Source organism: Pseudomonas sp. 2822-17 (assembly GCF_002742485.1).
In the GTDB taxonomy this organism is placed as follows: Bacteria; Pseudomonadota; Gammaproteobacteria; order Pseudomonadales; family Pseudomonadaceae; genus Aquipseudomonas; species Aquipseudomonas cyclaminis.
Genome location: NZ_LJRZ01000300.1, coordinates 389,353 through 415,708 on the forward strand (window position 1 = coordinate 389,353; position 26,356 = coordinate 415,708).

A 26,356-nucleotide genomic window follows, 5' to 3' on the forward strand; every position below is an offset into this window, starting at 1 on the left:
TTGGCAAAACTTGACGAGTCTGGCACGCGCCCTGCAATAACCCCAGTACAACCCAGTTTCGGGGACCTTGGTACAGGCAGGCCGAGAATCCCCTCTTTAACACCGAAGCCTTTGGCTTCAACCGTTTTGGGAGCCCTGGTACAGGCAGGCCGGGAACTCCCTCTTTTATTGCTCCTGGAGATGGATCTCCAACCGCCAGCGGTCATCGACCTCCTCCCCCTTCCACTCTCCGCGCAATGGCCGAGCCGCCACCAGGTTCAGCAGCAGGCCGCCATCGGTCTTGCGCACGCGCCAGTTCACGTCTTTGTCGTTGACCTTGAGTTGCCCGGTACCGGCCTTGCCTTGGGCGTCAAACAGCAACGCCACGGTGCCATCGATATGCTCGCCGTGCAGCTTGGGTTCGCTGTTGAACCACACCACGACGCCGTCCGCGGTCGTTTCCACCTGTTGCAGTTCGACCGGGTCCGCCGTGGTCAGGCGGCCGATCATCAGGCCCACCATCAGGCCGGCAATCGCCAGCGAGCCCATGACTCTTGGCAATAGCTTCGGTCTTGGGTCTTCTTCAGGGGTAGAATGCAGCGCATCTTTGCCTTCGGAGCCGTGCATGTTTCACGTCATCCTTTTTCAACCAGAAATTCCGCCGAATACCGGCAACGTTATCAGGCTGTGCGCCAACAGTGGCTGCCACCTGCATTTGATCGAGCCCCTGGGCTTCGACATGGACGACAAGCGCCTGCGTCGTGCCGGGCTGGACTACCACGAGTACGCTACGCTCCAGCGTCACGCCGACTTGGCCAGCTGCCTGGAAAGCCTGGGGCATCCACGGTTGTTCGCGTTCACCACCAAAGGTTCGCGGCCATTCCATGATGCCAGCTTTGCCGAGGGCGATGCCTTCCTGTTCGGCCCGGAAAGCCGTGGCCTGCCGGCCGAGGTACTCGATGCCCTGCCCGACGGCCATCGCCTGCGCCTGCCGATGCGCGAGGGCTGCCGCAGCCTGAACCTGTCCAACACCGTGGCCGTCGCTGTTTACGAAGGCTGGCGCCAGCTCGGCTTCAAGTAACACACATAACAAATGTGGGAGGGGGCTTGCCCCCGATGGCGGAGCGTCAGTCGACATCTATGTGACTGATCCACCGTCATCGGGGGCAAACCCCCTCCCACATTGGGTTCTGCGTCGGGTTCGAGATTACTGAACCGTCGGCGCGCCTTCCTGTTGCATGCGCTGCAGCTCTTGAGCGTACAAGGCATCAAAGTTCACCGGTGCCAGCATCAGCGCCGGGAACGAGCCACGGGTGACCAGGCTGTCCAGGGTCTCACGGGCATACGGGAACAGGATGTTCGGGCAGAACGCACCCAGGGTGTGGCTCATGGACGCTTCGTCCAGGCCCTGGATCAGGAAGATACCGGCCTGTTGCACTTCAGCGATGAAGGCCACTTCTTCGCCGTTCTTGACCGTGACCGACAGGGTCAGCACGACTTCGTGGAAGTCGCCTTCCAATGCTTTTTGACGGGTGTTCAGGTCCAACGCAACGCTTGGGGTCCATTCCTGGCGGAAGATGGCCGGGCTTTTCGGCGCTTCGAACGACAGGTCACGCACGTAGATACGCTGCAGCGAGAACTGTGGGCCTTGAGCTTCTGCTGCTTCGGTGTTCTGTTGGTCAGTCATCGCAGATCCTTCTTGATCTTGGGGTCTTTTAGGGTTTAGGAGTCAGACGAGCAGCAGCGCATCGAGTTTACCGGCGCGCTCCAGGGCAAACAGGTCGTCGCAACCACCGATGTGCCTGGCGCCGATCCAGATCTGCGGCACGGACGTGCGCCCCGCCTTCTGGGCCATTTCGGCGCGCACCTGGGGCTTGCCGTCGACCTTGATCTCTTCGAAGGCAACGCCCTTCTTCTCCAGCAAGGCCTTGGCCCGCATGCAGTAAGGGCACCAATCGCTGGAATACACGACAACCTGGCTCATATCACTTCACCAGCGGCAGGTTATCGGCGCGCCAGCTGCTGATGCCACCGGACAGCTTGGCGGCGGTGAAACCGGTCTTGAGCATTTCGCGGGCGTGGGTGCCGGCGTGCTGGCCCTGGGCGTCGACCAGGATGATGGTCTTGGCCTTGTGCTTTTCCAGCTCGGCCAGGCGCGCAATCAGCTTGTCCTGTGGAATGTTCAGGGCACCGACGATATGGCCGGCAGCGAATTCCTTGGCGGGGCGGATATCCACCACGATGGCCTCATCCTTGTTGACCAGTGCGGTCAGCTCCGATGTGCTCAGGCTGCGGCCACCACGGCTCAATTCGTGAGCGATCAGCAGCGCCAGCAGGATGACGAAGGCACCCACGAGCAGATAGTGGGCAGTGGCAAATGCAATCAGGTGATCAACCATCAAGGAGGTTCCAGGGCGTTAAAATGGCGGTAAGTATACACAGCCGTCAGGGGGGGCCAACCCCCGTAAAGCGGTGACGTGGTCGGAACTTCGCTTTAAACTGCCACTCACTTTTCAATTGCCTTCCTTTATTACCGCCGCGAGAGGATCTATGACTACCACGCCTAAACCTTTGGTCCTGATAATTCTCGATGGCTTTGGACACAGTGAAAGCCACCACGACAACGCCGTGTACGCGGCCAACAAGCCTGTACTGGACCGCCTGACCGCCAGTGTCCCCAACGGCCTGATCTCCGGCTCGGGCATGGACGTTGGCCTGCCGGACGGCCAGATGGGCAACTCGGAAGTCGGCCACATGAACCTCGGCGCCGGACGAGTGGTATATCAGGACTTCACCCGTGTGACCAAAGCGATCCGCGACGGCGAGTTCTTCGAGAACCCGACCATCTGCGCCGCGGTAGATAACGCAGTGGCCGCCGGCAAGGCCGTGCATTTCATGGGCCTGCTATCGGACGGCGGCGTACACAGCCATCAGGACCACTTGGTGGCCATGGCCGAGCTGGCCTTCAAGCGCGGCGCCGACAAGATCTATCTGCACGCCTTCCTAGACGGTCGCGACACGCCGCCGAAAAGCGCGCAATCCTCCATCGAACTGCTGGACACCACCTTCGCCGCCCTGGGCAAGGGCCGTATCGCGAGCATCGTCGGCCGTTACTTCGCCATGGACCGCGACAACCGCTGGGACCGCGTGTCCCAGGCCTACAACCTGATCGTCGACGGCCAGGCCGAATTCAACGCCGCCACCGCCCAGGAAGGCCTGGAAGCCGCCTACGCCCGTGGTGAGAGCGATGAATTCGTCAAAGCCACCACCATCGGCGAGCCGGTGAAAGTTGAAGACGGCGACGCCGTAGTGTTCATGAACTTCCGCGCCGACCGCGCCCGCGAGCTGAGCCGCGTGTTTGTCGAAGACGGCTTCAGCGAGTTCGAACGCGCCCGCCAGCCAAAAGTGCACTACGTCGGCCTGACCCAATACGCGGCCAGCATCCCGGCCCCCGCCGCGTTTGCTCCGGGCAGCCTGGACAACGTACTGGGTGATTACCTGGCGAAAAACGGCAAGACCCAACTGCGCATCGCCGAAACCGAAAAATACGCCCACGTGACCTTCTTCTTCTCGGGCGGGCGTGAAGAACCGTTCCCCGGCGAAGAGCGCATCCTGATCCCGTCGCCAAAAGTCGCCACCTACGACCTGCAACCGGAAATGAGCGCGCCGGAAGTCACCGACAAGATCGTCGACGCCATTGAGCACCAGCGCTACGACGTAATAGTGGTCAACTACGCCAACGGCGACATGGTCGGCCACAGCGGTAACCTGGAAGCCGCGACCAAGGCCGTGGAATGCCTGGACCTGTGCGTCGGCCGCATCGTCGACGCCCTGGACAAGGTCGGCGGCGAAGCGCTGATCACCGCCGACCACGGCAACTGTGAACAGATGTCCGACGAATCCACCGGCCAGGCACACACGGCCCACACCACCGAGCCGGTGCCGTTCATCTATGTCGGCAAGCGCGATTTCAAAGTGCGTGACGGCGGCGTGCTGGCGGATGTGGCGCCGACCATGTTGATGCTGATGGGGCTCGATAAGCCGGTTGAGATGACGGGCACTTCGATCCTGGTCTGACGTCAGCCTCACTGAAAATCAGTGTGGGAGGGGGCTTGCCCCCGATAGCGGAGTATCAGTTCGCAGCTATGTCGACTGGTACACCGCCATCGGGGGCAAGCCCCCTCCCACATTTTGATCCTGTGGGTTTGGTAGATGTCTTTTTGCCATACCACCGCCACTCGGCACCTATCTTGCCCGCCAGCCCGAATTGGGCGTTTTTTTTGCCGCGCTTGGCGGGCATACTAGGCCGTCCATTTCCCTGGTGTCGCCCGCCTCTATGCTTCGCGCCTTGATTACCCTTGCTCTTGTCTGCCTGCTCCAACCGGCGTTTGCCGACGAGCGCGCACAAACCCAACAACAGTTGGACGCTACGCGTCAGGACATTACCGAGCTGAAAAAACTGCTCGGCAAGCTCCAGGAAGAAAAATCCGGGGTGCAGAAAGACCTGCGCGGTACTGAAACCGAAATGGGCAAGCTGGAGAAGCAGGTCCAGGAGCTGCAAAAAGAACTAAAGAAGAGCGAGTCGGAACTGGAGCGACTCGACGCTGAGAAAAAAAAACTCCAGAGCGCACGCGTTGAACAGCAACGCCTGATCGCGATCCAGGCCCGCGCCGCCTACCAGAGCGGCCGCCAGGAATACCTCAAGCTGCTGCTCAACCAGCAGAACCCCGAGAAATTCGCGCGCACCCTGACCTACTACGACTACTTGAGCAAGGCCCGCCTGGAGCAACTTAAAAGCTTCAACGAGACGCTGCGCCAGTTGGTCAACGTGGAACAGGAAATTGCCAACCAGCAGTCGCAGTTGCAGGATCAGAAACTCGCCCTGGACACTCAGCGCGACGAACTCGACAAGGTCCGCAAGGAGCGTCAGCTGGCACTGGCCAAGCTCAACGACGACGTGAAGGCCCGTGACGCCAAGCTACAGGCCCGCGAGCAGGACCAGGCCGACCTGGGCAAAGTCCTCAAGACCATCGAGGAAACCCTGGCACGCCAGGCACGCGAGGCTGAAGAGGCGCGGCAAAAAGCGCTGATCGCCCAGCAGGAAGCCGAAAAAAAGCGCCAGCGTGAGGCCGAACTGGCAGCCACCACAGACGCTCCGGCACCCCGTAAACCGGCGCATGCAGCGCCTGGCCCGCTGGTTTCCAGCGCCGGCGAATCCTTCGGCGGCCCTTTTGCTTCAGCGCGGGGCAAACTTCCATGGCCAGTTGATGGTCGATTACTGGCACGCTTCGGTGAAACCCGTGGTGATGACACCCGCGCCAAGTGGGATGGCGTGATGATCAGCGCCTCCGCCGGCAGCCAGGTCCACGCTGTCCACGGTGGGCGCGTGGTGTTTGCCGATTGGCTGCGGGGCGCCGGTTTGTTGGTGATTCTCGACCACGGTAATGGCTATTTGAGCCTTTACGGCCACAATCAGACTTTACTCAAGTCGGCAGGTGATGTTGTAAAAGCCGGTGAATCCATCTCCACTGTCGGTAACAGTGGTGGCCAGGACACCCCGGCGCTGTACTTCGCTATTCGTCAGCAGGGTCGCCCGAGCGATCCCGCACAATGGTGCCGTTCCCAAGGATAGGGCCGCATCTACATTAGGAGTTCGTTCGACATGCTGCATTTGTCCCGCCTCACTTCGCTGGCCCTGACGATCGCCCTGGTGATCGGCGCGCCTCTGGCTTTCGCCGACCAGGCCGCTCCGGCTGCACCTGCCGCCACGGCCGCCAGCTCTGCCGCGACCACCAAGGCACCGTTGCCGCTGGACGAGCTGCGTACCTTCGCGGAGGTCATGGACCGGATCAAGGCAGCCTATGTCGAACCCGTAGACGACAAGACCCTGCTGGAGAATGCCATCAAGGGCATGCTCAGCAACCTCGACCCGCACTCCGCCTACCTGGGCCCTGAAGATTTCGCCGAGCTGCAGGAAAGCACCAGCGGTGAATTCGGCGGCCTGGGCATTGAAGTCGGCGCCGAGGACGGCAACGTCAAAGTGGTATCCCCCATCGACGACACCCCGGCGTCCAAGGCCGGTATCCAGGCTGGCGACTTTATCGTCAAGATCAACGGCCAGCCGACACGTGGCCAGACCATGACCGAAGCCGTCGACAAGATGCGCGGCAAGATCGGCCAGAAAATCACCCTGACCCTGGTACGCGACGGCGGCAACCCGTTCGACGTGACACTCACCCGCGCGACCATCGTGGTCAAGAGCGTGAAGAGCCAGCTGCTGGAGTCGGGCTACGGTTACATCCGCATCACCCAATTCCAGGTCAAGACCGGCGACGAAGTAGCCAAGGCCCTGGCCAAGCTGCGCAAGGACAATGGCAAAAAACTCAACGGCATCGTCCTCGACCTGCGCAACAACCCAGGCGGCGTGCTGCAGTCGGCGGTGGAAGTGGTCGACCACTTCATCACCAAAGGCCTGATCGTCTACACCAAGGGCCGTATCGCCAATTCCGAGCTGCGTTTCTCGGCCACCGGCAACGACCTCAGCGAGAACGTGCCATTGGCCGTGCTGATCAACGGCGGCAGCGCCTCGGCCTCGGAAATCGTCGCCGGCGCCCTGCAAGACCAGAAACGCGGCGTGCTGATGGGCACTACCAGCTTCGGCAAAGGCTCGGTGCAGACTGTGCTTCCGTTGAACAATGACCGCGCACTGAAGATCACCACCGCGCTGTACTACACGCCGAATGGCCGTTCGATCCAGGCCCAGGGCATCGTGCCGGACATCGAAGTGCGCAAGGCCAAGATCACTAACGAGATCGACAGCGAGTACTACAAGGAGGCCGACCTGCAAGGTCACCTGGGCAATGGCAACGGCGGCGCCGACCAGCCGACCGGCAGCAGCAAGAAAGCCAAGCCGATGCCGCAGGACGACGATTACCAGCTGGCCCAGGCGCTGAGCCTGCTCAAAGGCCTGAGCATTACGCGCAGCCGTTGATATGCGTTTTGCCCTGATCATCGCTGTGCTGTGCAGCCTGGCAGGGGTCGCCCAAGCGGCCCCTGCCAGCGAATCCCACAAAGCCTACCTGACCCTCATCATCGACGACCTCGGGCAAAACCTGCCCCGGGATCGGCGCGTGCTGGCCCTGCCGGGCCCGGTCACCACGGCGATCATGCCCGACACACCCCACGCCGCCGAATTCGCCCGCGAAGCGCACAAGGCCGGCAAAATCGTAATCCTGCACATGCCCATGGACCCAGCCACCGGCCCGTTCGCCTGGCACCCTGAGCTGCCCATCGAAGAACTCGGCAAGCGTCTGGACGCCGCATTCAACGCCGTACCCTACACCGCCGGCATCAACAACCACATGGGCAGCCGCATGACCGCGCAACCGGCCGCCATGGCCTGGCTGATGGCGGAGCTGCAACGGCGCAACAAGTTCTTCGTCGACAGCCGCACCAGCGCGCAGACCGTGGCCGCCGCCGAGGCGCAGAAGATCGGGCTGGCGCATGTTTCGCGGGATGTGTTCCTTGATGACGAACGCACCGAGGCAGCGATCACCACGCAACTGCAAACCGCAATCAGGCTGGCGCACAAGCAGGGTTCGGCGGTGATGATCGGGCACCCTTACCCACAGACCCTGGCGGTGCTGGAGCGCGAATTGCCCAAGCTCAAGGCCCAGGGCGTGGAGTGGATTGATATCAAGTTGATGATCAGTGTGCGCAGTAATCAGGCCATGAGCGGACACGGAAAAAACGGTACCTACCAACCGGTGCGCAAGTAAGTACCACATAGGACGTAGTCGCTCCTGAATAGTAGACCTTTACGGCCTACACTTTCAGGACGCGACACGCCATGGACTCTATCTGCTACTCAAACCTGCTGATCAACTTCACCAGCGAATTCACGCCACTCTGGAACGATAAAGGCGCCGGCAGCACAAAGCCTGTCAGCTTCTGGCGACCCGTAGCGTCGTCGGACTTTTTGAATGGTTTCTACCCCCTCGGGGACTTGGCGGTTGGCAACTACGACAACATCAACCGAAAACGCATCGTCGCAGTGGCCAGTGAAGCGCCACTAATCCCCGGGGCGCCTCGCCTGGAAAAAGCTCTGAGCGCGCCCGTGGAGTATGAATTGGTCTGGAATGATTCCGGCTCCCGCGCTCATACCGATGGTGCCATCTGGCGACCGATTCCACCCGAAGGCTATGTGGCGCTGGGGCTGGTGTGCGGCACCGGCCACGACAAACCATCGCGCAACGCCATTCGTTGCGTACGAGCAGACTTGGTCATCGCCTCCTACATCAGCGACCTGATCTGGAACGATAGGGGCAGCGGAGCCCAGAACGATTTCAGCGCCTGGAGCATTTCACCGCCTGGCGCCGCCTCCGGGGAGGCGTACTTTTCGGCAGGTACCTTTGTCGGCGCCGACAGCTACACCAAACCGTCAACCCATGTCGCCGCCTACTCTCTGCGCATGCAAATCCGGCAGACCGTCAGCTCCGCTCCACCAGCGCCGGCGCTACCCGATTACCGGCAGCCCTCGCCGTTCGAAGCGGCGCACATCACCCATACCTGTGAGATCCCGTGGTTTACGGTGAAGGACCCCAACCTGCGCCCGGCCGAACAGTTGTTCACGTCACCCACCTATCGCCTGGAACGAACGGATCGCTATGTGCTGGTCGGCTTCGGACACAACAAGACGTCAATCAACCAGACCTTCAAATGGACTGCTACCCGTGGAGAGAATGGTGGAAAATCCAAGACACTTACCGAAACAACATCCATCGAAGTTGGCGGTGAGTGGCAGTTCAATCTTTGGGGCACGTCGATCATGTTTTCAGCCAAGTTAAGCAAAGGCCTTACCCACACCGAAACCTCATCCAGCGGCTGGGTCACCTCGACTGCGTTTGAAATTGCTGCGGCTGTGCCGGCCAACAAGGCAGTGGCGGTCTACCTGATCCAGAGTGACTACCGGCTGCTACGTGAAAACGGCACACAGGTAGCAACCGATGTCAGCTACACCGACGGCGACAGCGTCTATTGGAGTGAATACCCGCCCACCAGAGAATGCCAGGTCACCTGCAACGCATTACCTGAGCCAACAACAAGCACTAGAGGTAGCGCGCCATGATCTGATCGACGACACCGTCCTGACGCAACTGATCCAACGCTGCCTGCAGCTTGGTCACAAGTTCGTCCGGTACGTCCTTGTTCAATGCCAGATAGAGCTGGGCACTGTTGAACCGTAACACCGTCTTGAGCCCGGTCACGCCGACCTGACGCGCCAGGTAACGCCCGGCAGGATCACCCGTGGCCCACAGGTCGATCTGCCCATCCAGCAGCTTTTGCGCGTTGTCCTGGTCGCGTAACACCACCACCGGGTTGAGCCCCTGTTTCTCCAGAGTCTCAGCGATGGCATCGCCCTTGTAGGCGCCGATCTTGTAGCGGCGCGCGTGTTCCAGGTCATCCAGTTGGATCTTGCTGTCGGCCTTGGCCAGCAGCACCCAATCATCCGGGCCGATGGGGCCGACCCACTTGAACAGCGCCTCACGATCCGGCAGGCGCGCCATCACGAAGACGCCATAGCCGGGTTTCTCCAGGGCGAGTTTGTAGATTCGCTCCCAGGGAAAACGTAGGGTGAGGTTGTAGGAAATGCCGGCACGCTTGAAGGTTTCGCGCACGATGTCCACGGCGATGCCTTCGATATTCTCTTCCTTGGCGAAGTTCTTGCCATTTTTCGCCATGTTGTACGGCGGGAAGTTTTCCGTCAGTAACACCAGGGAGGCGTCAGACGGTTCGTTGGCTTGGGCGTTACCGACCATTAACACGCAGGTAGTGGCGAGGGCGAGCAGCAGGTGTTTGAACATGAAAGTTACCGGAATCCATGGCAAGCGCAGAGAGTGCCGCGCGCCTGCCATGCTGTCCAGCAACGTTTAGCGAACGACGATACCGCGCGCCGCCATGTAGGCCTTGGCCTCAGGCACGGTGTATTCGCCAAAGTGAAAAATGCTCGCCGCCAGCACTGCGCTGGCATGGCCTTCGATCACGCCGTCGGCCAGGTGCTGCAGGTTGCCGACACCGCCGGAAGCGATTACCGGAATGCCCAGCGCATCGCTGATAGCACGGGTTACGCCCAGGTCGAAGCCGTTTTTCATGCCGTCCTGGTCCATGCTGGTCAGCAGGATTTCCCCTGCGCCCAGGCCTTCCATCTTCATCGCCCACTCCACCGCGTCCAGCCCGGTGGGCTTGCGACCGCCGTGGGTGAAGATCTCCCAGCGCGGGGTTTCGCCCGGCCCGGAAACTTTCTTGGCGTCGATGGCGACGACGATGCACTGCGAGCCAAAGTGCTGCGCGGCTTCGCCGACGAACTCGGGGTTGAACACGGCGGCGGTGTTGATCGAGACCTTGTCCGCACCGGCGTTGAGCAGGTTGCGGATGTCTTGCACGGTGCGCACGCCACCGCCCACGGTCAGCGGGATGAACACCTGGCTGGCCATGCGCTCAACGGTATGCAGCGTGGTGTCGCGGCCATCGACGCTGGCGGTGATGTCGAGAAAGGTAATCTCGTCGGCACCCTGCTCGTCGTAGCGACGGGCGATTTCCACCGGGTCGCCGGCGTCACGGATGTTCTCGAACTTGACGCCCTTGACCACGCGACCATTGTCGACGTCCAGGCAAGGGATGATGCGTTTGGCCAGCGCCATGGTCAGTCCTCAGCCGTTGTAGGCATCGCAGTAAGCCTGGGCTTCGGCGACGTCCAGGGTACCTTCGTAGATCGCACGGCCGGTGATGGCACCGATGATTCCCGGCGCCTTCGCGTCGAGCAGCGACTTGATGTCGCCCAGGTTGTGAATACCGCCGGAAGCGATCACCGGAATCCTGGTGGCCGCAGCCAGCGCGGCGGTGAACGGTACGTTGCAGCCCTGCATCATGCCGTCTTTGGCGATGTCGGTATAAACGATGGCGGACACGCCGTCGGCTTCGAACTGCTTGGCCAGGTCGATCACTTGGATGGTGCTGATTTCAGCCCAGCCGTCGGTGGCGACGAAACCATCCTTGGCGTCCAGGCCCACGATGACTTTGCCTGGGAACGCGCGGCAGGCTTCAGCAACGAAGGCCGGATCTTTCACAGCCTTGGTGCCGATGATCACGTAGCTCACGCCTGCCTTGACGTAGTGCTCGATGGTTTCCAGGGAGCGGATACCGCCACCGATCTGGATCGGCAGGTTCGGGTAGCGCTTGGCGATGGCGGTAACCACTTCGCCATTGACCGGCTGGCCTTCGAAGGCGCCGTTCAAGTCCACCAGATGCAGACGACGGCAGCCCCCTTCCACCCATTTGGCAGCCATGCTCACCGGGTCATCGGAGAATACTGTGGAGTCTTCCATGCGGCCTTGGCGCAGACGGACGCAAGCGCCGTCCTTGAGATCGATAGCGGGGATAATCAGCATCTGGCAAACCTTATTCGATATTCAGCAATGCTTGGGAAATCAGGGTTTCTCAAGCGACCACAGGTCGCTTTCGATGCTTTCGAACCTTTCTTTAAGGAGCGTCTGCGTGTCGAAAATCGCCCTGTTGTAATAGTGCGGAGCCACTTCGGTGGTAAACAGCTCAAGAATCTCGGCGACCTCGAACGAGCCCAGCTTGAGCTCGAAGCGATCCTCCATGAAGCGCTTGATCTTGAGGGTAGCCTCACTCTCCTGCTCGGGCGTGAGATTCAAGATCGGCGGCTTCGGCTTCCTGGCCATTTACCAGCGCCCGTCCCAGGCGGCGAAGTTCTGCAGCAATTGCAGGCCATGGGTATGGCTCTTCTCAGGGTGGAACTGCACGGCAAAACGCGATCCTTCGGCCAGCGCTGCGGCAAAATCCACGCCATAGCGTCCGCCACCCACTACCTGGCCCGGTTTACCGGCGGCAATGTAGTAGCTGTGCACAAAGTAGAAACGCGCCATGTCGGGCACTTCGTGCCACAGCGGGTGATCCACCGTCTGGCGGACTTCGTTCCAGCCCATGTGCGGGACTTTCAGGTGTTCGCCGTCTTCATGCAGGTCCTTGCCGAAGAACTTCACCTGGCCGGGAAACAGGCCGATGCAGTCAACGCCGTCGTTCTCTTCACTGCTGTCGAGCAAGGCTTGCATGCCCACGCAGATCCCGAGAAACGGACGATCCTGGCTGACTTCGCGCACCAGGCTGTCAAAGCCCAGGCGACGGATCTCGGCCATGCAATCGCGAATCGCACCAACGCCGGGGAACACCACGCGGTCGGCTTCGCGAATCACGTTGGCGTCGCTGGTGATCAGCACCTTGCCGGCGCCCACGTGTTCGAGGGCCTTGGCCACCGAGTGCAGGTTACCCATGCCGTAATCGATAACCGCGACCGTCTGCATTACAGAACGCCCTTGGTCGAGGGCATTTGCCCGGCCATGCGGTCGTCCAGCTCTACAGCCATGCGCAGCGCACGGCCGAAGGCCTTGAACACGGTTTCGATCTGGTGGTGGGTGTTGGTGCCGCGCAGGTTGTCGATGTGCAGGCTGACCAGTGCATGGTTGACGAAGCCCTGGAAGAATTCCTGGAACAGGTCGACGTCGAAGCCGCCCACGGTGGCGCGGGTGTAGGGCACGTGCATCTGCAGGCCTGGGCGGCCAGAGAAGTCGATGACTACGCGCGACAGCGCTTCGTCCAGCGGGACATAGGCATGGCCGTAGCGACGGATGCCTTTTTTGTCGCCGATGGCCTTGGCAAATGCCTGGCCGAGGGTGATGCCTACGTCTTCCACCGTGTGGTGGTCGTCGATATGCAGGTCGCCCTTGCTGACGATATCCAGGTCGATCAGCCCGTGACGGGCGATCTGGTCCAGCATGTGCTCAAGAAAAGGTACACCGATATCAAATCGGGCCTTTCCGGTGCCATCCAGGTTGATCGAGGCTTTGATCTGGGTTTCCAGAGTGTCGCGCTCGACGGACGCCTTACGTTCGGCCATCACCAGCTCCGCAAAATCATTGGGCGAAAAAGGCAGCCATTATAGGGGCGCGGGCGCTAAACAGAAACATCGAAGGGGATAAGACTGATGGAGTGTCGGGGATAGACATGTGCATACATGTGGAGGGGGGCTTGCCCCCGACAGCGGCGGATCAGTCATTGCATCATCGACTGAGCCAGCGTTATCGGGGGCAAGCCCCCCTCCCACACTTGATGTTAGTGGAACAACACCGCCGTCTTCTGCAGGGTCACCCACACACCCCACGCCAACGGAATACCCACCACCAGCCAGGCGGCAATCGCCAAAGGCTTGCTGCCGGCGGAGGCTTTCCATTCCAGCACGGTAGTGGCATCAGCGCCTTTGTCATGGCCCAGCGCTTGCTCGGCGGCCAGTTCAGCGTCGGTCATGAAGTACTTGTCCGCCACCGGACGGACCAGCAGGTTGCAGATAAAGCCCAGCACCAGCAAGCCGGCGAGGATGTACAAGGTGATGTCATAGGCCGCAGCACGTTCAACGCCGATGCTCAGTTGATACTCACGCAAGTAGTTCACCAACACCGGGCCCAATACGCCCGCCGCAGCCCAGGCGGTCAAAAGGCGGCCGTGGATCGCGCCGACCATCTGGGTGCCGAACAGATCGGCCAGGTAAGCCGGGACGGTCGCAAAACCGCCGCCGTACATCGACAGGATGACGCAGAACGCCGCCACGAACAGCGCCACGTTGCCCAGGTGACCCAGGTTCGGGATCAGCGCGTACAGGGCAAAGCCCAGGGCGAAGAACACGAAGTAGGTGTTTTTACGGCCCAGGTAGTCGGAGAACGACGCCCAGAAGAACCGGCCACCGATGTTGAACAGGCTCAGCAGACCGGTGAAACCCGCCGCGATTGCCGCGATCGACGCCAACTGCCCGGCGTCCAGCTGACCGAAGGGCACGTCCACACCCAGCAACTTGCCGCCAAACACTTCCTGCAGCAGCGGCGAAGCCATGCCGAGGATGCCGATACCGGCCGATACGTTCAGGCACAACACCAGCCATACCAGGCGGAATTGCGGGGTTTTCCAGGCCACGTTCACGTGCACGTGACGGTGGGTGATCATCGCATTGCTGGCTTTTTTCGCCGGCGCGGTCCAGCCCTCAGGCTTCCAGCCGGTTGGTGGCACGCGGTAGGACAGTGCGCCGCCGATCATGAACACGAAGTAGATCGCCGCCATCACCAGGAAGCTCTGCCATACGCCCACGCTGGTCGGCGAAGCGAAGTGACCCATCAGCGCCGCGGCCAACGGTGCACCGACCATCGCGCCGCCACCGAAACCCATGATCGCCATGCCGGTGGCCATGCCACGCTTGTCCGGGAACCACTTGATCAGGGTCGACACGGGCGAGATATAGCCCAGGCCCAGGCCGATGCCGCCAATCACGCCGGAGCCGATCCACATCAACCAGATCTGGTGGGTATAGATGCCCAACGCCGAGATCAACAGGCCACCGCACCAGCACAGCGCCGATACAACGCCGGCCTTGCGTGGCCCGGCATGTTCCAGCCAGCCGCCCCAGATCGCTGCCGAGCAGCCCAGGAAGATGAAGAACAGGGTGTAGATCCAGCCCAGCATGGAGATGGGCCAGTCGCATTGGGACGAAAAAACCTGCGCGATAAAACTCATGTCCGGCGCGCAGGCCATGGGCGCGGTGATACCCAGCGCCTTGGACAGCGGCAGCCAGAACACCGAAAAACCGTAGGCCATGCCGATGCAGAGGTGGATGGCCAGGGCGGCCGGTGGAACCAGCCAGCGGTTGAACCCGGGCTTGGCGATGATGCGTTCCTTGGACAGGAACGCCGGCTGTGCGGCGGCAGAACCGGCCACAGTGCTAGTGCTCATTGGTGTTTCCCCCAGTTATTGGTATGCGTCCGTCAGGCGCTCTCCCCCTCGGCCTAGCACGCAGAGCGTGGCCGTTTTTGTTGAGTGAAGCTCCATTTTGGCGCGACGATACGTCGCAGAAGGCGGACGAACGCGCAGAGATTAGCACCTGCGGACGCGAGAAAAACCAAACTGATATCACTTTTTCAGGAAATTCTCTTTTATTGACGCCAGAATCCCGCCCTCCGCGCCCGTAGATACAATGTAACGATCGGTGACCTGACGCCGGCCATCGGGCGTTATACTCTTCGGCTAAATTTTGAAATCGACATACAAGGACTCGCCCATGAAAGCGTTCGGCAAAATCCTGGGTCTGGTACTTCTCGGGCTGTTGCTGATCATCGTGGCTCTGGGCTTTGCCCTGACCCATCTTTTCGATCCCAACGACTACAAAGAAGAGATTCGCCAGATTGCCCGCGACAAGGCCCACATCGAGCTGACGCTCAATGGCGATATCGGCTGGAGCCTGTTCCCCTGGCTCGGCCTTGAACTGCACGAAGCCAGCGTGGCGACCCTGACCGCGCCAACTCAGCCCTTCGCCGACCTGCAAATGCTCGGCCTGTCGGTGCGCGTACTGCCGCTGCTGCGCCGCGAAGTGCAGATGAGCGATGTACGTGTCGAAGGCCTCAACCTGCGCCTCAACCGCGACAAGCAGGGCCATGGCAACTGGGAAGACATCGGCAAGAATGTGCCCGATGCCACCGCCAGCACTGCGCCAGCTCCAGCAGAGCCGGCACCCGAAGCCAAGCCGGAGAAACCTGCGCAGCCGATCCGCCTGGACATCGACAGCCTGACAATCAACAACGCCCGCGTTGAATACAACGATGAGCAGACCGGCAAGCAATTCAGCGCCGAAAGCATCCAGCTGAGCGCCGGCGCCGTGCACGAAGGCGCCAGCATTCCGGTGAAGCTCACCGCATTCTTCGGCAGCAACCAGCCGGTGATGCGCGTCAAGACCGAGCTCAACGGCAATCTGCGCATCCAGCGCGCCCTCAAGCGCTACCAGTTTGAAGACATGCGCATCAGCGGCGAAGCCACCGGCGAACCGCTGCAAGGCAAGACCGTGACCTTTTCCACCCAGGGCCAGTTGCTGGTGGACCAGGCGGCTAACATCGCCGAATGGACCAACCTGAAACTCTCGGCCAACCAATTGCGCGCACTGGGTGAGCTGAAGGTCAATGATCTGGACAAAACCCCGCAGCTCAGTGGCGCCCTGTCCATCGCCCAGTTCGACCTGGCCAAGTTCCTCGACAGCGTCGGCAACCCCCTGCCACCCATGGCCGAAGGCAGCCTGAGCAAGGTCGAACTGGTCAGCCGCCTCCAGGGCACGCCGACCAGCCTGGCCCTGGAAGACCTGAACCTGAAGCTCGACGGCAGCACCTTCACCGGCCGCGTCGCCGTGGATGATTTCGCCAAGCAGTCGCTGCGCGTGCAACTCAAGGGCGATACCTTCAACGCCGACAACTATCTGCCGGCCAAGTCCGAATCCGCCAAGGGCGCGACCGCCGCCCGCCAGGCCGAAGTACAGAACAGCGAAGCCGGCGCCATGGCGGCCGGCGGGACCACACCGCTGCCGGATGCACCGACAAAAGGCGCCTGGAGCACTGACAAACTGCTGCCCCTGGCCCATCTGCGCAAGCTGGACGTGAATGCCGACCTTGCGTTCGGCCAACTGATCCTGAGCAAATTGCCGATCCAGGATGCCGTGCTCAAAGCGTCCGGCATCGACGGCCAACTCAAGCTCGACACCCTGAGCGGTGGCCTCTACAACGGCAGCTTCCAGGCCAACGGCACGCTCGATGTGCGCCAGGACATTCCAGTGCTGGCACTGCAAAGCCGGATCAAGCAGGTCCCGGTCGAACGCATCCTGCAAGCCCAGGGGCAAACGCCGCCCGTAAAAGGCCAGGTCACTCTCGACAGCAACCTCAGCGGCCGTGGCAATAGCCAAAAGGCGCTGATCGACAGCCTCAACGGTACCGCCAGCTTTGTGATCAACAACGGTGTGCTGCTCAATGCCAACCTTGAACAGCAACTGTGCACTGGTATCGCCATGCTCAATCGCAAAACCCTGAGCGGCGAACAGCGCGGCAAAGACACGCCTTTCCAGGAGTTGAAGGGCAACCTGAGCTTCCGTAACGGCGTGGCCAATAACCCCGACCTGAAAGTGCGCATCCCCGGCCTGGCGGTCAACGGCAACGGTGATATCGACCTGCGCGTACTGGGCATGGACTACCGCGTCGGCATCATCGTCGAAGGCGACCAGCGCGAAGTGCCGGACCCGGCCTGCGAAGTGGGCTCCAACTTCCGCAACATCGAAGTGCCGCTGCGCTGCCGTGGCCCGCTGGAACTGGGCGCCAAGGCCTGCCGCCTGGACAAGGACGGCTTGAGCCAGGTCGCGATCAAGGCGGCGGGTAACAAGCTCAGCGAGAAGCTGGAAGAGAAGCTCGACAAGGTAAACCCGCAATTGAAAGATGCATTGAAGGGCCTGTTCAAGCGATGAGAAACGAGCAGTTTTCACAGGCGGTGCTCGACTGGTACGACCGCCACGGTCGCCATGACCTGCCCTGGCAGCAGGGCATCACGCCTTACCGGGTGTGGGTCTCGGAGATCATGCTGCAACAGACTCAGGTGAGCACCGTGCTCAATTACTTCGACCGGTTCATGGCGTCTTTGCCAACGGTCGAAGCCCTGGCCGCTGCGCCGGAGGACGAAGTGCTGCACCTGTGGACCGGCCTTGGCTACTACACCCGGGCGCGCAACCTGCAAAAGACCGCGAAGATCGTCGTGGCCGAATACGGTGGCGAGTTTCCCAGGGATGTCGAAAAACTCACCGAACTGCCCGGCATCGGCCTGTCCACCGCCGGCGCCATCGCCAGCCTGAGCATGGGCCTGCGCGCGCCGATCCTCGACGGCAACGTCAAGCGCGTACTGGCGCGCTTTACCGCACAAGAGGGTTACCCAGGCGAACCCAAGGTAGCCAAGCAGCTGTGGGCTACCGCAGAACGCTTCACGCCCCATGATCGCGTCAATGCCTACACCCAGGCGATGATGGACATGGGCGCCACCCTGTGCACGCGCAGTAAACCCAGCTGCCTGCTGTGCCCGCTGGAAAAAGGCTGCGAAGCCCACATGCTTGGCCTGGAGACACGCTACCCGATCCCCAAGCCGCGCAAGACCATCCCGCAGAAGCGCACGCTGATGCCGATGCTGGCCAACGCCGAGGGCGCGATCCTGCTTTACCGTCGCCCCTCCACCGGCTTGTGGGGCGGCCTGTGGAGCCTGCCGGAGCTGGACAACCTGGAAGACCTCGATCACTTGGCCATCCAGCATGCGCTCGAACTGGGCAAGCATCAGGAGCTGCCAGGACTGATCCATACCTTCAGCCACTTCCAGCTGGCCATCGAACCCTGGCTGGTCCAGGTCGAGGAATCAGCCCATCACGTGGCCGAGGCCGACTGGCTCTGGTATAACCTCGCCACCCCGCCGCGCCTGGGCCTTGCCGCCCCGGTGAAGAAACTGCTGAAGCGCGCGGCTGAAGTATTGAACGCAGGAGTGTCGTCATGACCCGCACCGTAATGTGCCGCAAGTACAAAGAAGAACTGCCAGCCCTGGAACGCCCTCCGTACCCAGGCGTCAAGGGCCAGGACATCTACGACCACGTCTCCGCCAAAGCCTGGGGCGACTGGCTCAAACACCAGACCCTGCTGATCAACGAGAAACGCCTGAACATGATGAACGCCGAAGACCGCAAATACCTGGCGGGCGAGATGGACAAGTTCTTTTCCGGCGAGGAATACGCCAAGGCCGACGGCTACGTGCCACCTGCTCAATAATTGATCAAAAACCGGGGTCGACTCGTAAGCGACGGTAATAATTAAATATTTTTTGAAAACTTGCTTGACGACCCCCTGAAAAACCCGTTTAATGCGCCCCGTTGCCCAGATAGCTCAGTCGGTAGAGCAGGGGATTGAAAATCCCCGTGTCGGCGGTTCGATTCCGTCTCTGGGCACCACTAATTAGTTTCAGGTGGTGCAAACGTCATCTGAAACACACAAGAAACCCGCCTAGTGCGGGTTTTTTGTTGCCTGGGATTTAACCCCCTATGCCCTCTCCTGTTGCCCCGCGCACTAGTAGCGCTATGATATGATTCAAAATGTGCCAAGGTAGGCGATTAACAGTATGCGGATGCATCCCTCCTGTAACCCGTCAGCCATTGCCACGTAGCATCGGAACAGGCAACGACGGCGGATCCAGTATCCCCGCGCTCCTCGCCCAAAACGCTGCAACTCCACACCCCCGCTTCGACACCATCTTGGGTCATGCCCAAACGGTGAGAGCGTGCGCGCAAGAGCAGCGGAACAAGGACACATCATCCGGCGACGCGCAGCCCGGCGTATCGCTTACTCATACGGGCACATGGAGAAATAAATGGCATACACATCGATCATTTTCAAAAACCCGAATACGGGCGCGATGAAGGAAGCTCCAGTCGGCTTTTCGTGGACAACCTTCTTTTTCGGTTGCTTCCCGGCACTGTTTCGCGGCGACGTGAAATATGGCTTGATCCAGTTCGTCATTGCGATGATCACCATGGGCGTCAGCAACATCGTCTTTGCGTTCATCTACAACAAGCTCTACATCAAGGATCTGATCGGCCAAGGCTTCAAGGCTCAGTCCATCGCCAGCGGCGACATGAACTTTGCCTCGGCCAAGATCGGCATGCAGATCCCTCAGCTGGAAACCGCATAAACCGTATTCGACAAAAAGCCTGCTGAACGCAGGCTTTTTGCTGACCGGTTGACTCACCTCAACAAAAACACCATCAATGGATTGTCGTTTAACCGACCTTCAAAATCCGGGCCCTGGTGCTCCAACGGCGTCCCCGCCAGCAACGCGGTTTCCTTGCGCGCCACGACCACCCAGGCTGGCCGAGGTACATCGGCTAGTTGCCCAAGCTCATGACCGCCGATGAACACCGGCTGCTCGTCGTGATCCAGGTTCATCATGTAGCGCACCGCCCAGGTATCCCGGCCGAGGTCGATAAACACCAGAGGGCCCGGCTGCGTTGCACGCAGCGCTTCAACCTGGCTGACAAACTGCCGGGTATCGAACTGCAAGTCCTTGGCCGGCTCCACCACAGCCACCAGCAGTAACCACTGCGCCGCCAGTGCAATCAAGCTGAGCGACACCAGCCGCCCCAAACGCCGCCAAGCAATCAACGCAGCGACTTGCAGCACCACCAGCACGCCGACCAGTAACGGCAGCGAAACGTCTGGCCAGTAACCGTGCTTCTGCCACCCATGCCGGCAGACAAAGACTACAACCACGCACAACGCCGGTAGCGCTGCGACAAGCCCTTCGTAGCATCGGCGCACGCCCGTAAGCCACCCTTGCGCCTGAAGGAGCCCATAGGCAGCGACAGCGGCAAACATCGGCACCATCGGCAAGATGTAATAGGCGCGCTTGAAGTGCGGCAGCGACAACCCGAGCAGAATCATCAACCCGCAGGCACCGAGCCGCACAACCAATTGCACGTGCCCATCAAACCGTTCGTGCCAGCGATGACGCAACGCAACCAACGTGGCCAGCGCCAGCGGCACCACAGGGAAGTAGCGATACAAACTCAATTGAAGATAGAAATAGAACGGCTCGCCACTTTCATCCAGGCGCCCGCCCACTTGCATCTTGAACACCGCATCGGCAAATGCATCGCCCCCACTGATGCGCGCCAGCTTTATCAGCAGCCACCAACAGGCCGCCAACAACACCAGACCAACCAGGCCGTGAACCAGCAATTGCCTGACCCGCGCCCCAGGATTGCCAAGCGCCCAATACACACAGACCACGCCGCAGACCTCAATCAAGCCCAATGGCCCACGCACGGCAAAGCCGAGGACGAACAACGGAAACACCGCCAACCGCCTCAGTCGCGAACCCACGCGCTCGCCGCTGTGCAGCAGGTAGAAGCTGCCCACGCAAAGCAACGCGACCATCTGGTCCAGGCACACCGAACGGGACTTCTCCAGCAGTTGAGTGGTGAGCAAGGTCAACAAAACGGCGAGCAGCGCCCACTGTCGACTCGCAGGGACCAGCAAGCGATACAGCAGCGCAACCACCCCGGCGGACGCCATTGCGGTGGGCAGTACATTCGCCAAGTGATTGGGCGCACCGAATAACCGGGCAAACACAAAGCTGAAGAAGGTCGCGGTGCCAGGGTAGTCCGCGTAGGGCTGGCCGTAGGTGGTGGGGAAAAGGCTCGCGCCATGGCGAAACATTTCCTGCAGGAATAGCGCCCAGCGCCCGTCAAAACCCTGGGGCTGCTGATCCCAGATTCCAAAGGTGAACAGCACTAGGGCAAACAGGAAAATGCCCAGGGATTCCAGGCGAAAACGGTTGCGGTGATCCATCGGTAGACCTGTCAGGTGGGGAGCGCCGACTTATGTTGCCGAGCACGCCCCTGAATAGCGCCTGAACAGACCTGAACATTCACCCGGTTATCGACCTGCGGGCCACACCAGCCGAGGAATAAGGCGCACATAGATCAACTCGGCCACCAACTCGACCAAGGTCTGCAGGATCACCGCCGTGGCGGCCAACCCGCGCACGTCTTCGGGCAGGGCCAGGGCCAGCGGCAAAACCACCAACGAATTGCGCGTGGAGGCGCTGAACGTCACCGCCCGCGCCGTGACCGCAGGTAGCGCGAAAAGCCGCGCCGCCAGCATCCCCATCAGCGGCGCCAGCAACACAAAGGCCACATAAATCGGGATCACCGGCATCAGCAGGCCTATATCACGCACCACCGAGGTGATTTGCGAGCCGATCACCACAAACAGCACCATCGCCATCGCAGGCACGGGCAACCAAGCCCATGCGTCATTCCAAACGCTGATAACCGTCGAGCGCCGCGCGAGCGCAGTCGTAAGCACCGCGAGCACCATCGGCAGCACAATCAGCAACACGAACGCCTCGATAAACGGCCCCACCTGCACCACTAACTGCGACTGCGTGCCCAACATCAAACCCAGGTACACCGGCAACAGCGCCAACTGCAGTAACAACAGCAGCGGCGTGGCCGCCAGCATTAATCGCGAGTCGCCCTTACCGATGTGAGTGAACACCACCACGTAATCGATGCACGGTGTCAGCAACACCAGCAACGCTCCCACCAGCAACGCCGGGCGCTCCGCCAGGCCACGGGTCAATACCCACACCAGCACCGGCACCAGAATGAAATTGGCCAGCAACAACGCCGATAGGAAGCGCTTGTTGCCCAAGCCTGTACGCAGGTCCAGAAAGGGGATTTGCAGGAACATTGCGTACATCAGTATCGCGATGACGGGCGTGATCCATACGCTGAGAGTGTGAGCCGATAAAGGCGCGAGCAGGCCAACGACTGCAGCCAGGAGAACGGTGAGGAAATAGAGGGGGATCTGGTGGTGTTCGAGGGTGTCGCGGGTCATGGAATAGGCTCTGGCGTATCGCAAAAGTCCGAGGCTATGTGCCTACTGACTTAAGGTCGAGCGAAATAGTCGACCGAGCCAGAAGGATATTCTTGGCGAGCATGAAGCACAGTCAGTATCTCGATGCGGTCGGTAACTCGGCGCACAACAATTTCACGAATACCCGGAATTCGACCCAACCGATACAGATAAGGGTGCTGGGGAAGCGCGGTAGTTGCGGCCTCAGCTGCTTCATTCAAATCGCTGGCCGCTACAAGATTGCGACCGACGATGTATTCAAGAATCTCCCTGAGTTCAGCTCGCGCCTCGGGCCGCCAATCCACTTGCATCACGCTCTTTACGCTTGGACTCGATCAGCGCGCGCATCTCAGCCATAACCTGATCATGCGGAATACTCGGACGAGGATCATCAATTGAAGCCTGCACCTTGGCCCTAAACCAACGTTCGTAGCTCGCGGCCTGCTCTTCTGTTTCAAACTCCGAAACGATAGGAGAAAGTGGGATGCTCATAGAGACCTCCGTAATGGATGCCTGCCAGTCTAATCTGCGCATGGTTCGCTGTCGTCTCTCTCAGATGTGTGGTTTTTCCAAAGCCGCACGCCGGAACGATCCACGGTCCATCCAACGAGTGGCGCGAGCGTCGGAGGTTAATGACCCAGCAAAAGCTCAGACAAGTGCTGGCAAATCGGTTAACGGTTACTAAAAAATAAAACTGGAGCACAGGGCTGCGCGTGACGAAACACACCCGCAACCCTTGGGATTTGCCCCAACCTGCGCTTCAATACCCACCCAGACCCAGAACCTTAGGACGTTGAGCCCATGGCCTCGCCGAACAAGCAGCAAAAACGTGCCCAGCGGGCAAAGACCAAGGCCAAGCAAAACCGTACTCAACGCGCCGTGGCGACCAAGCCGGATGCGTTTGCAGGTGATGACAGCCGCATTGACCTTGAGTCGGTGGACTTGACCGAGCTGTTTGTGGAGATGCGCACCGCTGGCGAGACCAGCCAACAGGCATTGTGCGCAGCATTCCTGGCACACCCGCTGCTGGCGCTGGTGCTGGAACAGGAAGGCGAAGAAGAAGCCACGGACTTTATCCTGGCGGCGCTGATCGAGTATCGGCAGTGGGCCACGGACAGTGACGATGAAGCGGCGGCACTGGCGTGGATCGAGTCGCCAGAGTTCCAGGCGGATTACCTGGCGGCGTCCCAAGCGCTGACCAACTCGCAAGACTGACGCAGAACCCAATGAGGGAGGGGGCAAGTCGAATCGTCGCACCGCCCCTCCCACATTTTTTATCGCATTTCGTCAGTTAAGCACCGCAGCGCCGGCTCTCTGCGCCTTGCGACGGCTCGCCACAATCAACCCCGCCACCACGACCAGCAAGCTCAAAACCCCCGTCGCGATAATCTCGACCCGGTGCGCTTCCTGGAACAGCATGATGGTCAACGTACCCACGATAAACACCATCACCGCATAGGTCAGGCCAGGGAACAGCCACATCTTGAAGACGATTTTCTCGCCCGCCGCCGTACGCTTCTGACGCATGCGCAGTTGCGACACCGCGATCACCAGGTACACCAGCAATGCGATGGCGCCGGAGCTGGCCAGCAGGAATTCGAACACCGCCGCCGGCGCCACATAGTTGGCAAACACCGCCAGGAACGCAGCACCGGTGGACAGCAACACCGCCCAGTAAGGCGTGCCGCTCTTGTTGGTGCGCTTGGCCACGGCCGGTGCATCACCGCGACGGCCCAAGGAGAACAGCATGCGCGAAGCGGTGTACAGCGCCGAGTTCAGGCAGCTGGTCACGGCAACCAATACCACCAGGTCGACGATCAGCTTGGCATTCGGAATACCCATGCGTTCCAGCACAGTCTGGTAGGAACCTACCGCCGCCAGGGTCGGATCGTTCCACGGCACCAGGGACACGACGATGAAGATCGACAGCAGGTAGAACAAGCCAATCCGCCAGATCACCGAATTGGTGGCCTTGGTGATTTGCTGGCCTGGGTTCTTCGATTCAGCCGCTGCAATGGTGACGATCTCGGTGCCCATGAACGAGAACATGGTGGTCAGGATCGCAGCCAATACGGCGCCCATGCCGTTCGGCATAAAGCCTTGGGTGTCGAACAGGTGTGAAACGCCACTGACCTGGCTGGTCGGCAGGAAGCCGAAAATCGCGGCCAGGCCGAGGATCACAAAGCCCACAATCGCCACGACCTTGATCAGCGCAAACCAGAACTCGAACTCGCCGTAGTTCTTCACGCTGAACAGGTTGGTCGCCGTGAGCAACAAAGTGATGATCAGGGTAAAGGCCCAGATGGCCACATCCGGGAACCAAGCGTGGAGGATGGTCGCGGCGGCGTTGGCTTCCAACGGAATCACCAGCACCCAGAACCACCAATACAGCCAGCCAATGGTGAAACCGGCCCAGTGACCGATCGCACGGTCGGCATAGGTGGAAAACGAACCGGTATCCGGCGACGCCACGGCCATCTCGGCCAACATACGCATCACCAATACCACCAGCGTACCCGCAGCGGCATACGCCAACAGGACAGCGGGGCCGGCGGCAGCAATCGCGTGACCGGAGCCAACAAACAGACCGGCACCAATAACGCCGGCAATCGACAGCATGGTGACGTGACGCGGTTTGAGCCCCTGTTCGAGGTCATTGGAGCTTTGCGTACTACTCATTGACACACCTTTGCGAGGAATTGCGAAAACGGTTCGCCCGGCCTGGGATCTTCCTCGTGAAAAGAAACCAACAGGGCGTTCTTTATTTTTTACGCAAGATCTGCGCCAAAATGTTACGAAGTCGCGATTGACGCAGGCTGTAGGACGATTCGTCGGCCACTGCAACTCGTTGATAATAATGGCATTCCGCTATAGCGTTACCGCGCGACTCACATTCAAGACGAACCAGCGCACCAAAAACACACACAAGAAGTACGCGACGCGCCATAAAGGGGCTGATAGCTACCGTTTGCCCGTTTAACCCTTCCAACACCCGGCCAAAGCTGGCACCATCGCGCCCTTTTTTACGCGAAGCCTGCGGTTTACCGGGATCAAACGGTTGTTCGGTTGTTGATGGCGCGACACGCTGCTGTGCCGATGCGACACCCTGTCGCACACCGTCTGTTTACCCTCCGCGGGGCTGTTGGTGTCGTCCGGGCGCTATGCTAGCTTGGCGCCTCGCCAGGAAGGCGTCCCAACAGCAGGATCGCAACGAACACAATGAGGACCGCACATGGCCGAGGCCACGCCCGCGCTTGAAATCCGCAACTTGCATAAACGCTATGGTGAGCTGGAGGTACTCAAAGGTATCTCGCTGACCGCTCGCGACGGCGATGTGATCTCGATCCTGGGTTCCTCCGGTTCCGGCAAGTCCACGTTCCTGCGTTGCATCAACCTGCTGGAAAACCCACACCAGGGCCAGATCCTGGTGGCCGGCGAAGAACTCAAGCTAAAGGCCGCGAAAAACGGTGAGTTGATGGCCGCCGACGGCAAGCAGATCAACCGCCTGCGCAGCGAAATCGGTTTTGTGTTTCAAAACTTTAACCTGTGGCCACACATGAGCATCCTCGACAACATCATCGAGGCGCCCCGCCGTGTGCTCGGCCAGAGCAAGGCCGAAGCCATAGAAGTGGCCGAAGCCCTGCTGGACAAGGTCGGCATCGCCGACAAGCGCCACGCCTACCCCGCGCAATTGTCCGGCGGCCAGCAACAACGGGCCGCCATTGCGCGCACCCTGGCGATGCAGCCTAAAGTCATCCTGTTTGACGAGCCCACTTCTGCCCTTGACCCGGAAATGGTCCAGGAAGTACTTAATGTGATCCGCGCGCTGGCCGAGGAAGGTCGCACCATGCTGCTGGTCACCCATGAAATGGGCTTCGCCCGTCAGGTATCCAGTGAAGTGGTGTTTCTGCACCAAGGCCTGATCGAAGAGCAAGGATCGCCACAGCAGGTGTTTGAAAACCCGCTTTCGGCGCGCTGCAAACAATTCATGTCCAGCAACCGCTAAC

29 protein-coding genes and 1 tRNA gene are annotated in these 26,356 nt (G+C 60.5%); 13 read left to right on the forward strand and 17 right to left on the reverse strand.

From position 1 onward, the window contains the following. Positions 1-165: 165 nt before the first annotated feature. Positions 166-606, reverse strand: coding sequence for a hypothetical protein (locus tag AOA60_RS07310; RefSeq protein ID WP_099583863.1), 441 nt, complete (start codon positions 604-606; stop codon positions 166-168). Between AOA60_RS07310 and AOA60_RS07315 the strand changes: the two genes are divergently transcribed. Continuing rightward, the gene (locus tag AOA60_RS07315; RefSeq protein ID WP_010563141.1) at positions 605-1,060 is read left to right on the forward strand and encodes a tRNA (cytidine(34)-2'-O)-methyltransferase; all 456 of its coding nucleotides are present in this window, start codon (positions 605-607) and stop codon (positions 1,058-1,060) included. The genes AOA60_RS07310 and AOA60_RS07315 overlap by 2 nt on opposite strands. A gap of 126 nt (positions 1,061-1,186) precedes the next feature. On the opposite strand, the gene secB is transcribed toward AOA60_RS07315, so the two are convergent. The 3 genes from secB to AOA60_RS07330 are packed head-to-tail and all read right to left on the reverse strand — an operon-like array spanning position 1,187 to position 2,378. Next, a complete protein-coding gene (gene secB, locus AOA60_RS07320; RefSeq protein ID WP_014716520.1) occupies positions 1,187-1,666 on the reverse strand; it encodes a protein-export chaperone SecB in 480 nt (159 codons plus the stop codon). A gap of 42 nt (positions 1,667-1,708) precedes the next feature. Further along, entirely contained in the window at positions 1,709-1,963 is a 255-nt protein-coding gene (grxC, locus tag AOA60_RS07325; protein ID WP_033896917.1) for a glutaredoxin 3, read from the reverse strand. 1 nt (position 1,964) lies between these two features. Then, positions 1,965-2,378, reverse strand: a complete 414-nt coding sequence (locus tag AOA60_RS07330; RefSeq protein WP_032890134.1) for a rhodanese-like domain-containing protein — start codon at positions 2,376-2,378, stop codon at positions 1,965-1,967. A gap of 151 nt (positions 2,379-2,529) precedes the next feature. Here AOA60_RS07330 and gpmI point away from each other — a divergent pair, with 151 nt between their 5' ends. The 5 genes from gpmI to AOA60_RS07355 all read left to right on the forward strand — a co-directional run bounded on the left by gpmI (position 2,530) and on the right by AOA60_RS07355 (position 9,106). Continuing rightward, on the forward strand, positions 2,530-4,056 hold the full coding sequence (gene gpmI / locus AOA60_RS07335) for a 2,3-bisphosphoglycerate-independent phosphoglycerate mutase (RefSeq protein WP_099583864.1): 1,527 nt from the start codon (positions 2,530-2,532) through the stop codon (positions 4,054-4,056). Positions 4,057-4,315: 259 nt separating this feature from the next. Further along, a complete protein-coding gene (locus tag AOA60_RS07340; protein WP_099583865.1) occupies positions 4,316-5,611 on the forward strand; it encodes a murein hydrolase activator EnvC in 1,296 nt (431 codons plus the stop codon). Between the two features lie 30 nt (positions 5,612-5,641). Beyond that, a complete protein-coding gene (locus AOA60_RS07345; RefSeq protein WP_099583866.1) occupies positions 5,642-6,970 on the forward strand; it encodes a S41 family peptidase in 1,329 nt (442 codons plus the stop codon). 1 nt (position 6,971) lies between these two features. Continuing rightward, complete coding sequence (locus AOA60_RS07350) at positions 6,972-7,757, forward strand: divergent polysaccharide deacetylase family protein (RefSeq protein ID WP_099583867.1); 786 nt, start codon at positions 6,972-6,974, stop codon at positions 7,755-7,757. Positions 7,758-7,828: 71 nt separating this feature from the next. Continuing rightward, positions 7,829-9,106, forward strand: coding sequence for a Vps62-related protein (locus AOA60_RS07355; protein WP_256592806.1), 1,278 nt, complete (start codon positions 7,829-7,831; stop codon positions 9,104-9,106). Here AOA60_RS07355 and AOA60_RS07360 read toward each other — a convergent pair. The 7 genes from AOA60_RS07360 to AOA60_RS07390 all read right to left on the reverse strand — a co-directional run bounded on the left by AOA60_RS07360 (position 9,087) and on the right by AOA60_RS07390 (position 14,832). Further along, entirely contained in the window at positions 9,087-9,842 is a 756-nt protein-coding gene (locus tag AOA60_RS07360; RefSeq protein ID WP_099583868.1) for an ABC transporter substrate-binding protein, read from the reverse strand. The two genes, AOA60_RS07355 and AOA60_RS07360, sit on opposite strands and share 20 nt — an antisense overlap. A 66-nt stretch (positions 9,843-9,908) precedes the next feature. Then, the gene (gene hisF / locus AOA60_RS07365) at positions 9,909-10,679 is read right to left on the reverse strand and encodes an imidazole glycerol phosphate synthase subunit HisF (RefSeq protein ID WP_003171107.1); all 771 of its coding nucleotides are present in this window, start codon (positions 10,677-10,679) and stop codon (positions 9,909-9,911) included. A 9-nt stretch (positions 10,680-10,688) separates the two neighbouring features. Then, positions 10,689-11,426, reverse strand: a complete 738-nt coding sequence (gene hisA / locus AOA60_RS07370) for a 1-(5-phosphoribosyl)-5-[(5-phosphoribosylamino)methylideneamino]imidazole-4-carboxamide isomerase (protein ID WP_048723388.1) — start codon at positions 11,424-11,426, stop codon at positions 10,689-10,691. A 39-nt stretch (positions 11,427-11,465) separates the two neighbouring features. Then, positions 11,466-11,723, reverse strand: a complete 258-nt coding sequence (locus AOA60_RS07375) for a DUF2164 domain-containing protein (protein ID WP_028615366.1) — start codon at positions 11,721-11,723, stop codon at positions 11,466-11,468. Continuing rightward, positions 11,724-12,362, reverse strand: a complete 639-nt coding sequence (gene hisH, locus AOA60_RS07380; protein ID WP_099583869.1) for an imidazole glycerol phosphate synthase subunit HisH — start codon at positions 12,360-12,362, stop codon at positions 11,724-11,726. Next, entirely contained in the window at positions 12,362-12,955 is a 594-nt protein-coding gene (hisB, locus tag AOA60_RS07385) for an imidazoleglycerol-phosphate dehydratase HisB (RefSeq protein WP_003218037.1), read from the reverse strand. The genes hisH and hisB overlap by 1 nt, the downstream gene beginning before the upstream one ends. 215 nt (positions 12,956-13,170) lie before the next feature. Then, on the reverse strand, positions 13,171-14,832 hold the full coding sequence (locus AOA60_RS07390) for an OFA family MFS transporter (RefSeq protein ID WP_099583870.1): 1,662 nt from the start codon (positions 14,830-14,832) through the stop codon (positions 13,171-13,173). Between the two features lie 325 nt (positions 14,833-15,157). Here AOA60_RS07390 and AOA60_RS07395 point away from each other — a divergent pair, with 325 nt between their 5' ends. The 5 genes from AOA60_RS07395 (at position 15,158) to AOA60_RS07415 (ending at position 19,620) form a co-directional block, all read left to right on the forward strand. After that, a complete protein-coding gene (locus AOA60_RS07395; protein ID WP_099583871.1) occupies positions 15,158-17,371 on the forward strand; it encodes an AsmA family protein in 2,214 nt (737 codons plus the stop codon). Further along, on the forward strand, positions 17,368-18,435 hold the full coding sequence (mutY, locus tag AOA60_RS07400; protein WP_099583872.1) for an A/G-specific adenine glycosylase: 1,068 nt from the start codon (positions 17,368-17,370) through the stop codon (positions 18,433-18,435). The genes AOA60_RS07395 and mutY overlap by 4 nt, the downstream gene beginning before the upstream one ends. Next, entirely contained in the window at positions 18,432-18,704 is a 273-nt protein-coding gene (locus tag AOA60_RS07405; RefSeq protein ID WP_099583873.1) for an oxidative damage protection protein, read from the forward strand. Before mutY ends, AOA60_RS07405 begins: the two co-directional genes overlap by 4 nt. Before the next feature lie 103 nt (positions 18,705-18,807). Next, positions 18,808-18,883, forward strand: a tRNA-Phe gene (locus AOA60_RS07410). 416 nt (positions 18,884-19,299) lie between these two features. Continuing rightward, on the forward strand, positions 19,300-19,620 hold the full coding sequence (locus AOA60_RS07415) for a hypothetical protein (RefSeq protein WP_099583874.1): 321 nt from the start codon (positions 19,300-19,302) through the stop codon (positions 19,618-19,620). Between the two features lie 53 nt (positions 19,621-19,673). Here AOA60_RS07415 and AOA60_RS07420 read toward each other — a convergent pair whose 3' ends face one another. From AOA60_RS07420 to AOA60_RS07435, 4 genes are all read right to left on the reverse strand, one after another. Beyond that, a complete protein-coding gene (locus AOA60_RS07420) occupies positions 19,674-21,278 on the reverse strand; it encodes a glycosyltransferase family 39 protein (protein ID WP_099583875.1) in 1,605 nt (534 codons plus the stop codon). An 87-nt stretch (positions 21,279-21,365) separates the two neighbouring features. Continuing rightward, entirely contained in the window at positions 21,366-22,331 is a 966-nt protein-coding gene (locus AOA60_RS07425; protein ID WP_099583876.1) for an arsenic resistance protein, read from the reverse strand. A 50-nt stretch (positions 22,332-22,381) separates the two neighbouring features. Next, positions 22,382-22,660 (reverse strand): type II toxin-antitoxin system RelE/ParE family toxin, encoded by a 279-nt coding sequence (locus AOA60_RS07430; RefSeq protein WP_099583877.1) that lies wholly within the window; start codon positions 22,658-22,660, stop codon positions 22,382-22,384. Further along, positions 22,626-22,841 carry an antitoxin gene (locus tag AOA60_RS07435; protein WP_099583878.1) on the reverse strand — a complete coding sequence of 72 codons (216 nt, stop codon included), beginning with the start codon at positions 22,839-22,841 and terminating at the stop codon, positions 22,626-22,628. Before AOA60_RS07435 ends, AOA60_RS07430 begins: the two co-directional genes overlap by 35 nt. A 309-nt stretch (positions 22,842-23,150) precedes the next feature. On the opposite strand from AOA60_RS07435, the gene AOA60_RS07440 reads away from it, so the two are divergent. After that, complete coding sequence (locus AOA60_RS07440) at positions 23,151-23,564, forward strand: hypothetical protein (RefSeq protein WP_099583879.1); 414 nt, start codon at positions 23,151-23,153, stop codon at positions 23,562-23,564. Positions 23,565-23,636: 72 nt separating this feature from the next. Here AOA60_RS07440 and gabP read toward each other — a convergent pair whose 3' ends face one another. Next, positions 23,637-25,028: a GABA permease gene (gene gabP / locus AOA60_RS07445; protein ID WP_099583880.1), complete on the reverse strand. Its 1,392-nt coding sequence runs from the start codon at positions 25,026-25,028 to the stop codon at positions 23,637-23,639. Between the two features lie 82 nt (positions 25,029-25,110). Continuing rightward, on the reverse strand, positions 25,111-25,464 hold the full coding sequence (locus tag AOA60_RS32185; RefSeq protein WP_143522392.1) for a hypothetical protein: 354 nt from the start codon (positions 25,462-25,464) through the stop codon (positions 25,111-25,113). A gap of 117 nt (positions 25,465-25,581) precedes the next feature. Between AOA60_RS32185 and AOA60_RS07450 the strand changes: the two genes are divergently transcribed. Then, a complete protein-coding gene (locus tag AOA60_RS07450; RefSeq protein ID WP_065925764.1) occupies positions 25,582-26,355 on the forward strand; it encodes an ABC transporter ATP-binding protein in 774 nt (257 codons plus the stop codon). The last annotated feature ends 1 nt before the right edge of the window (position 26,356 follow it).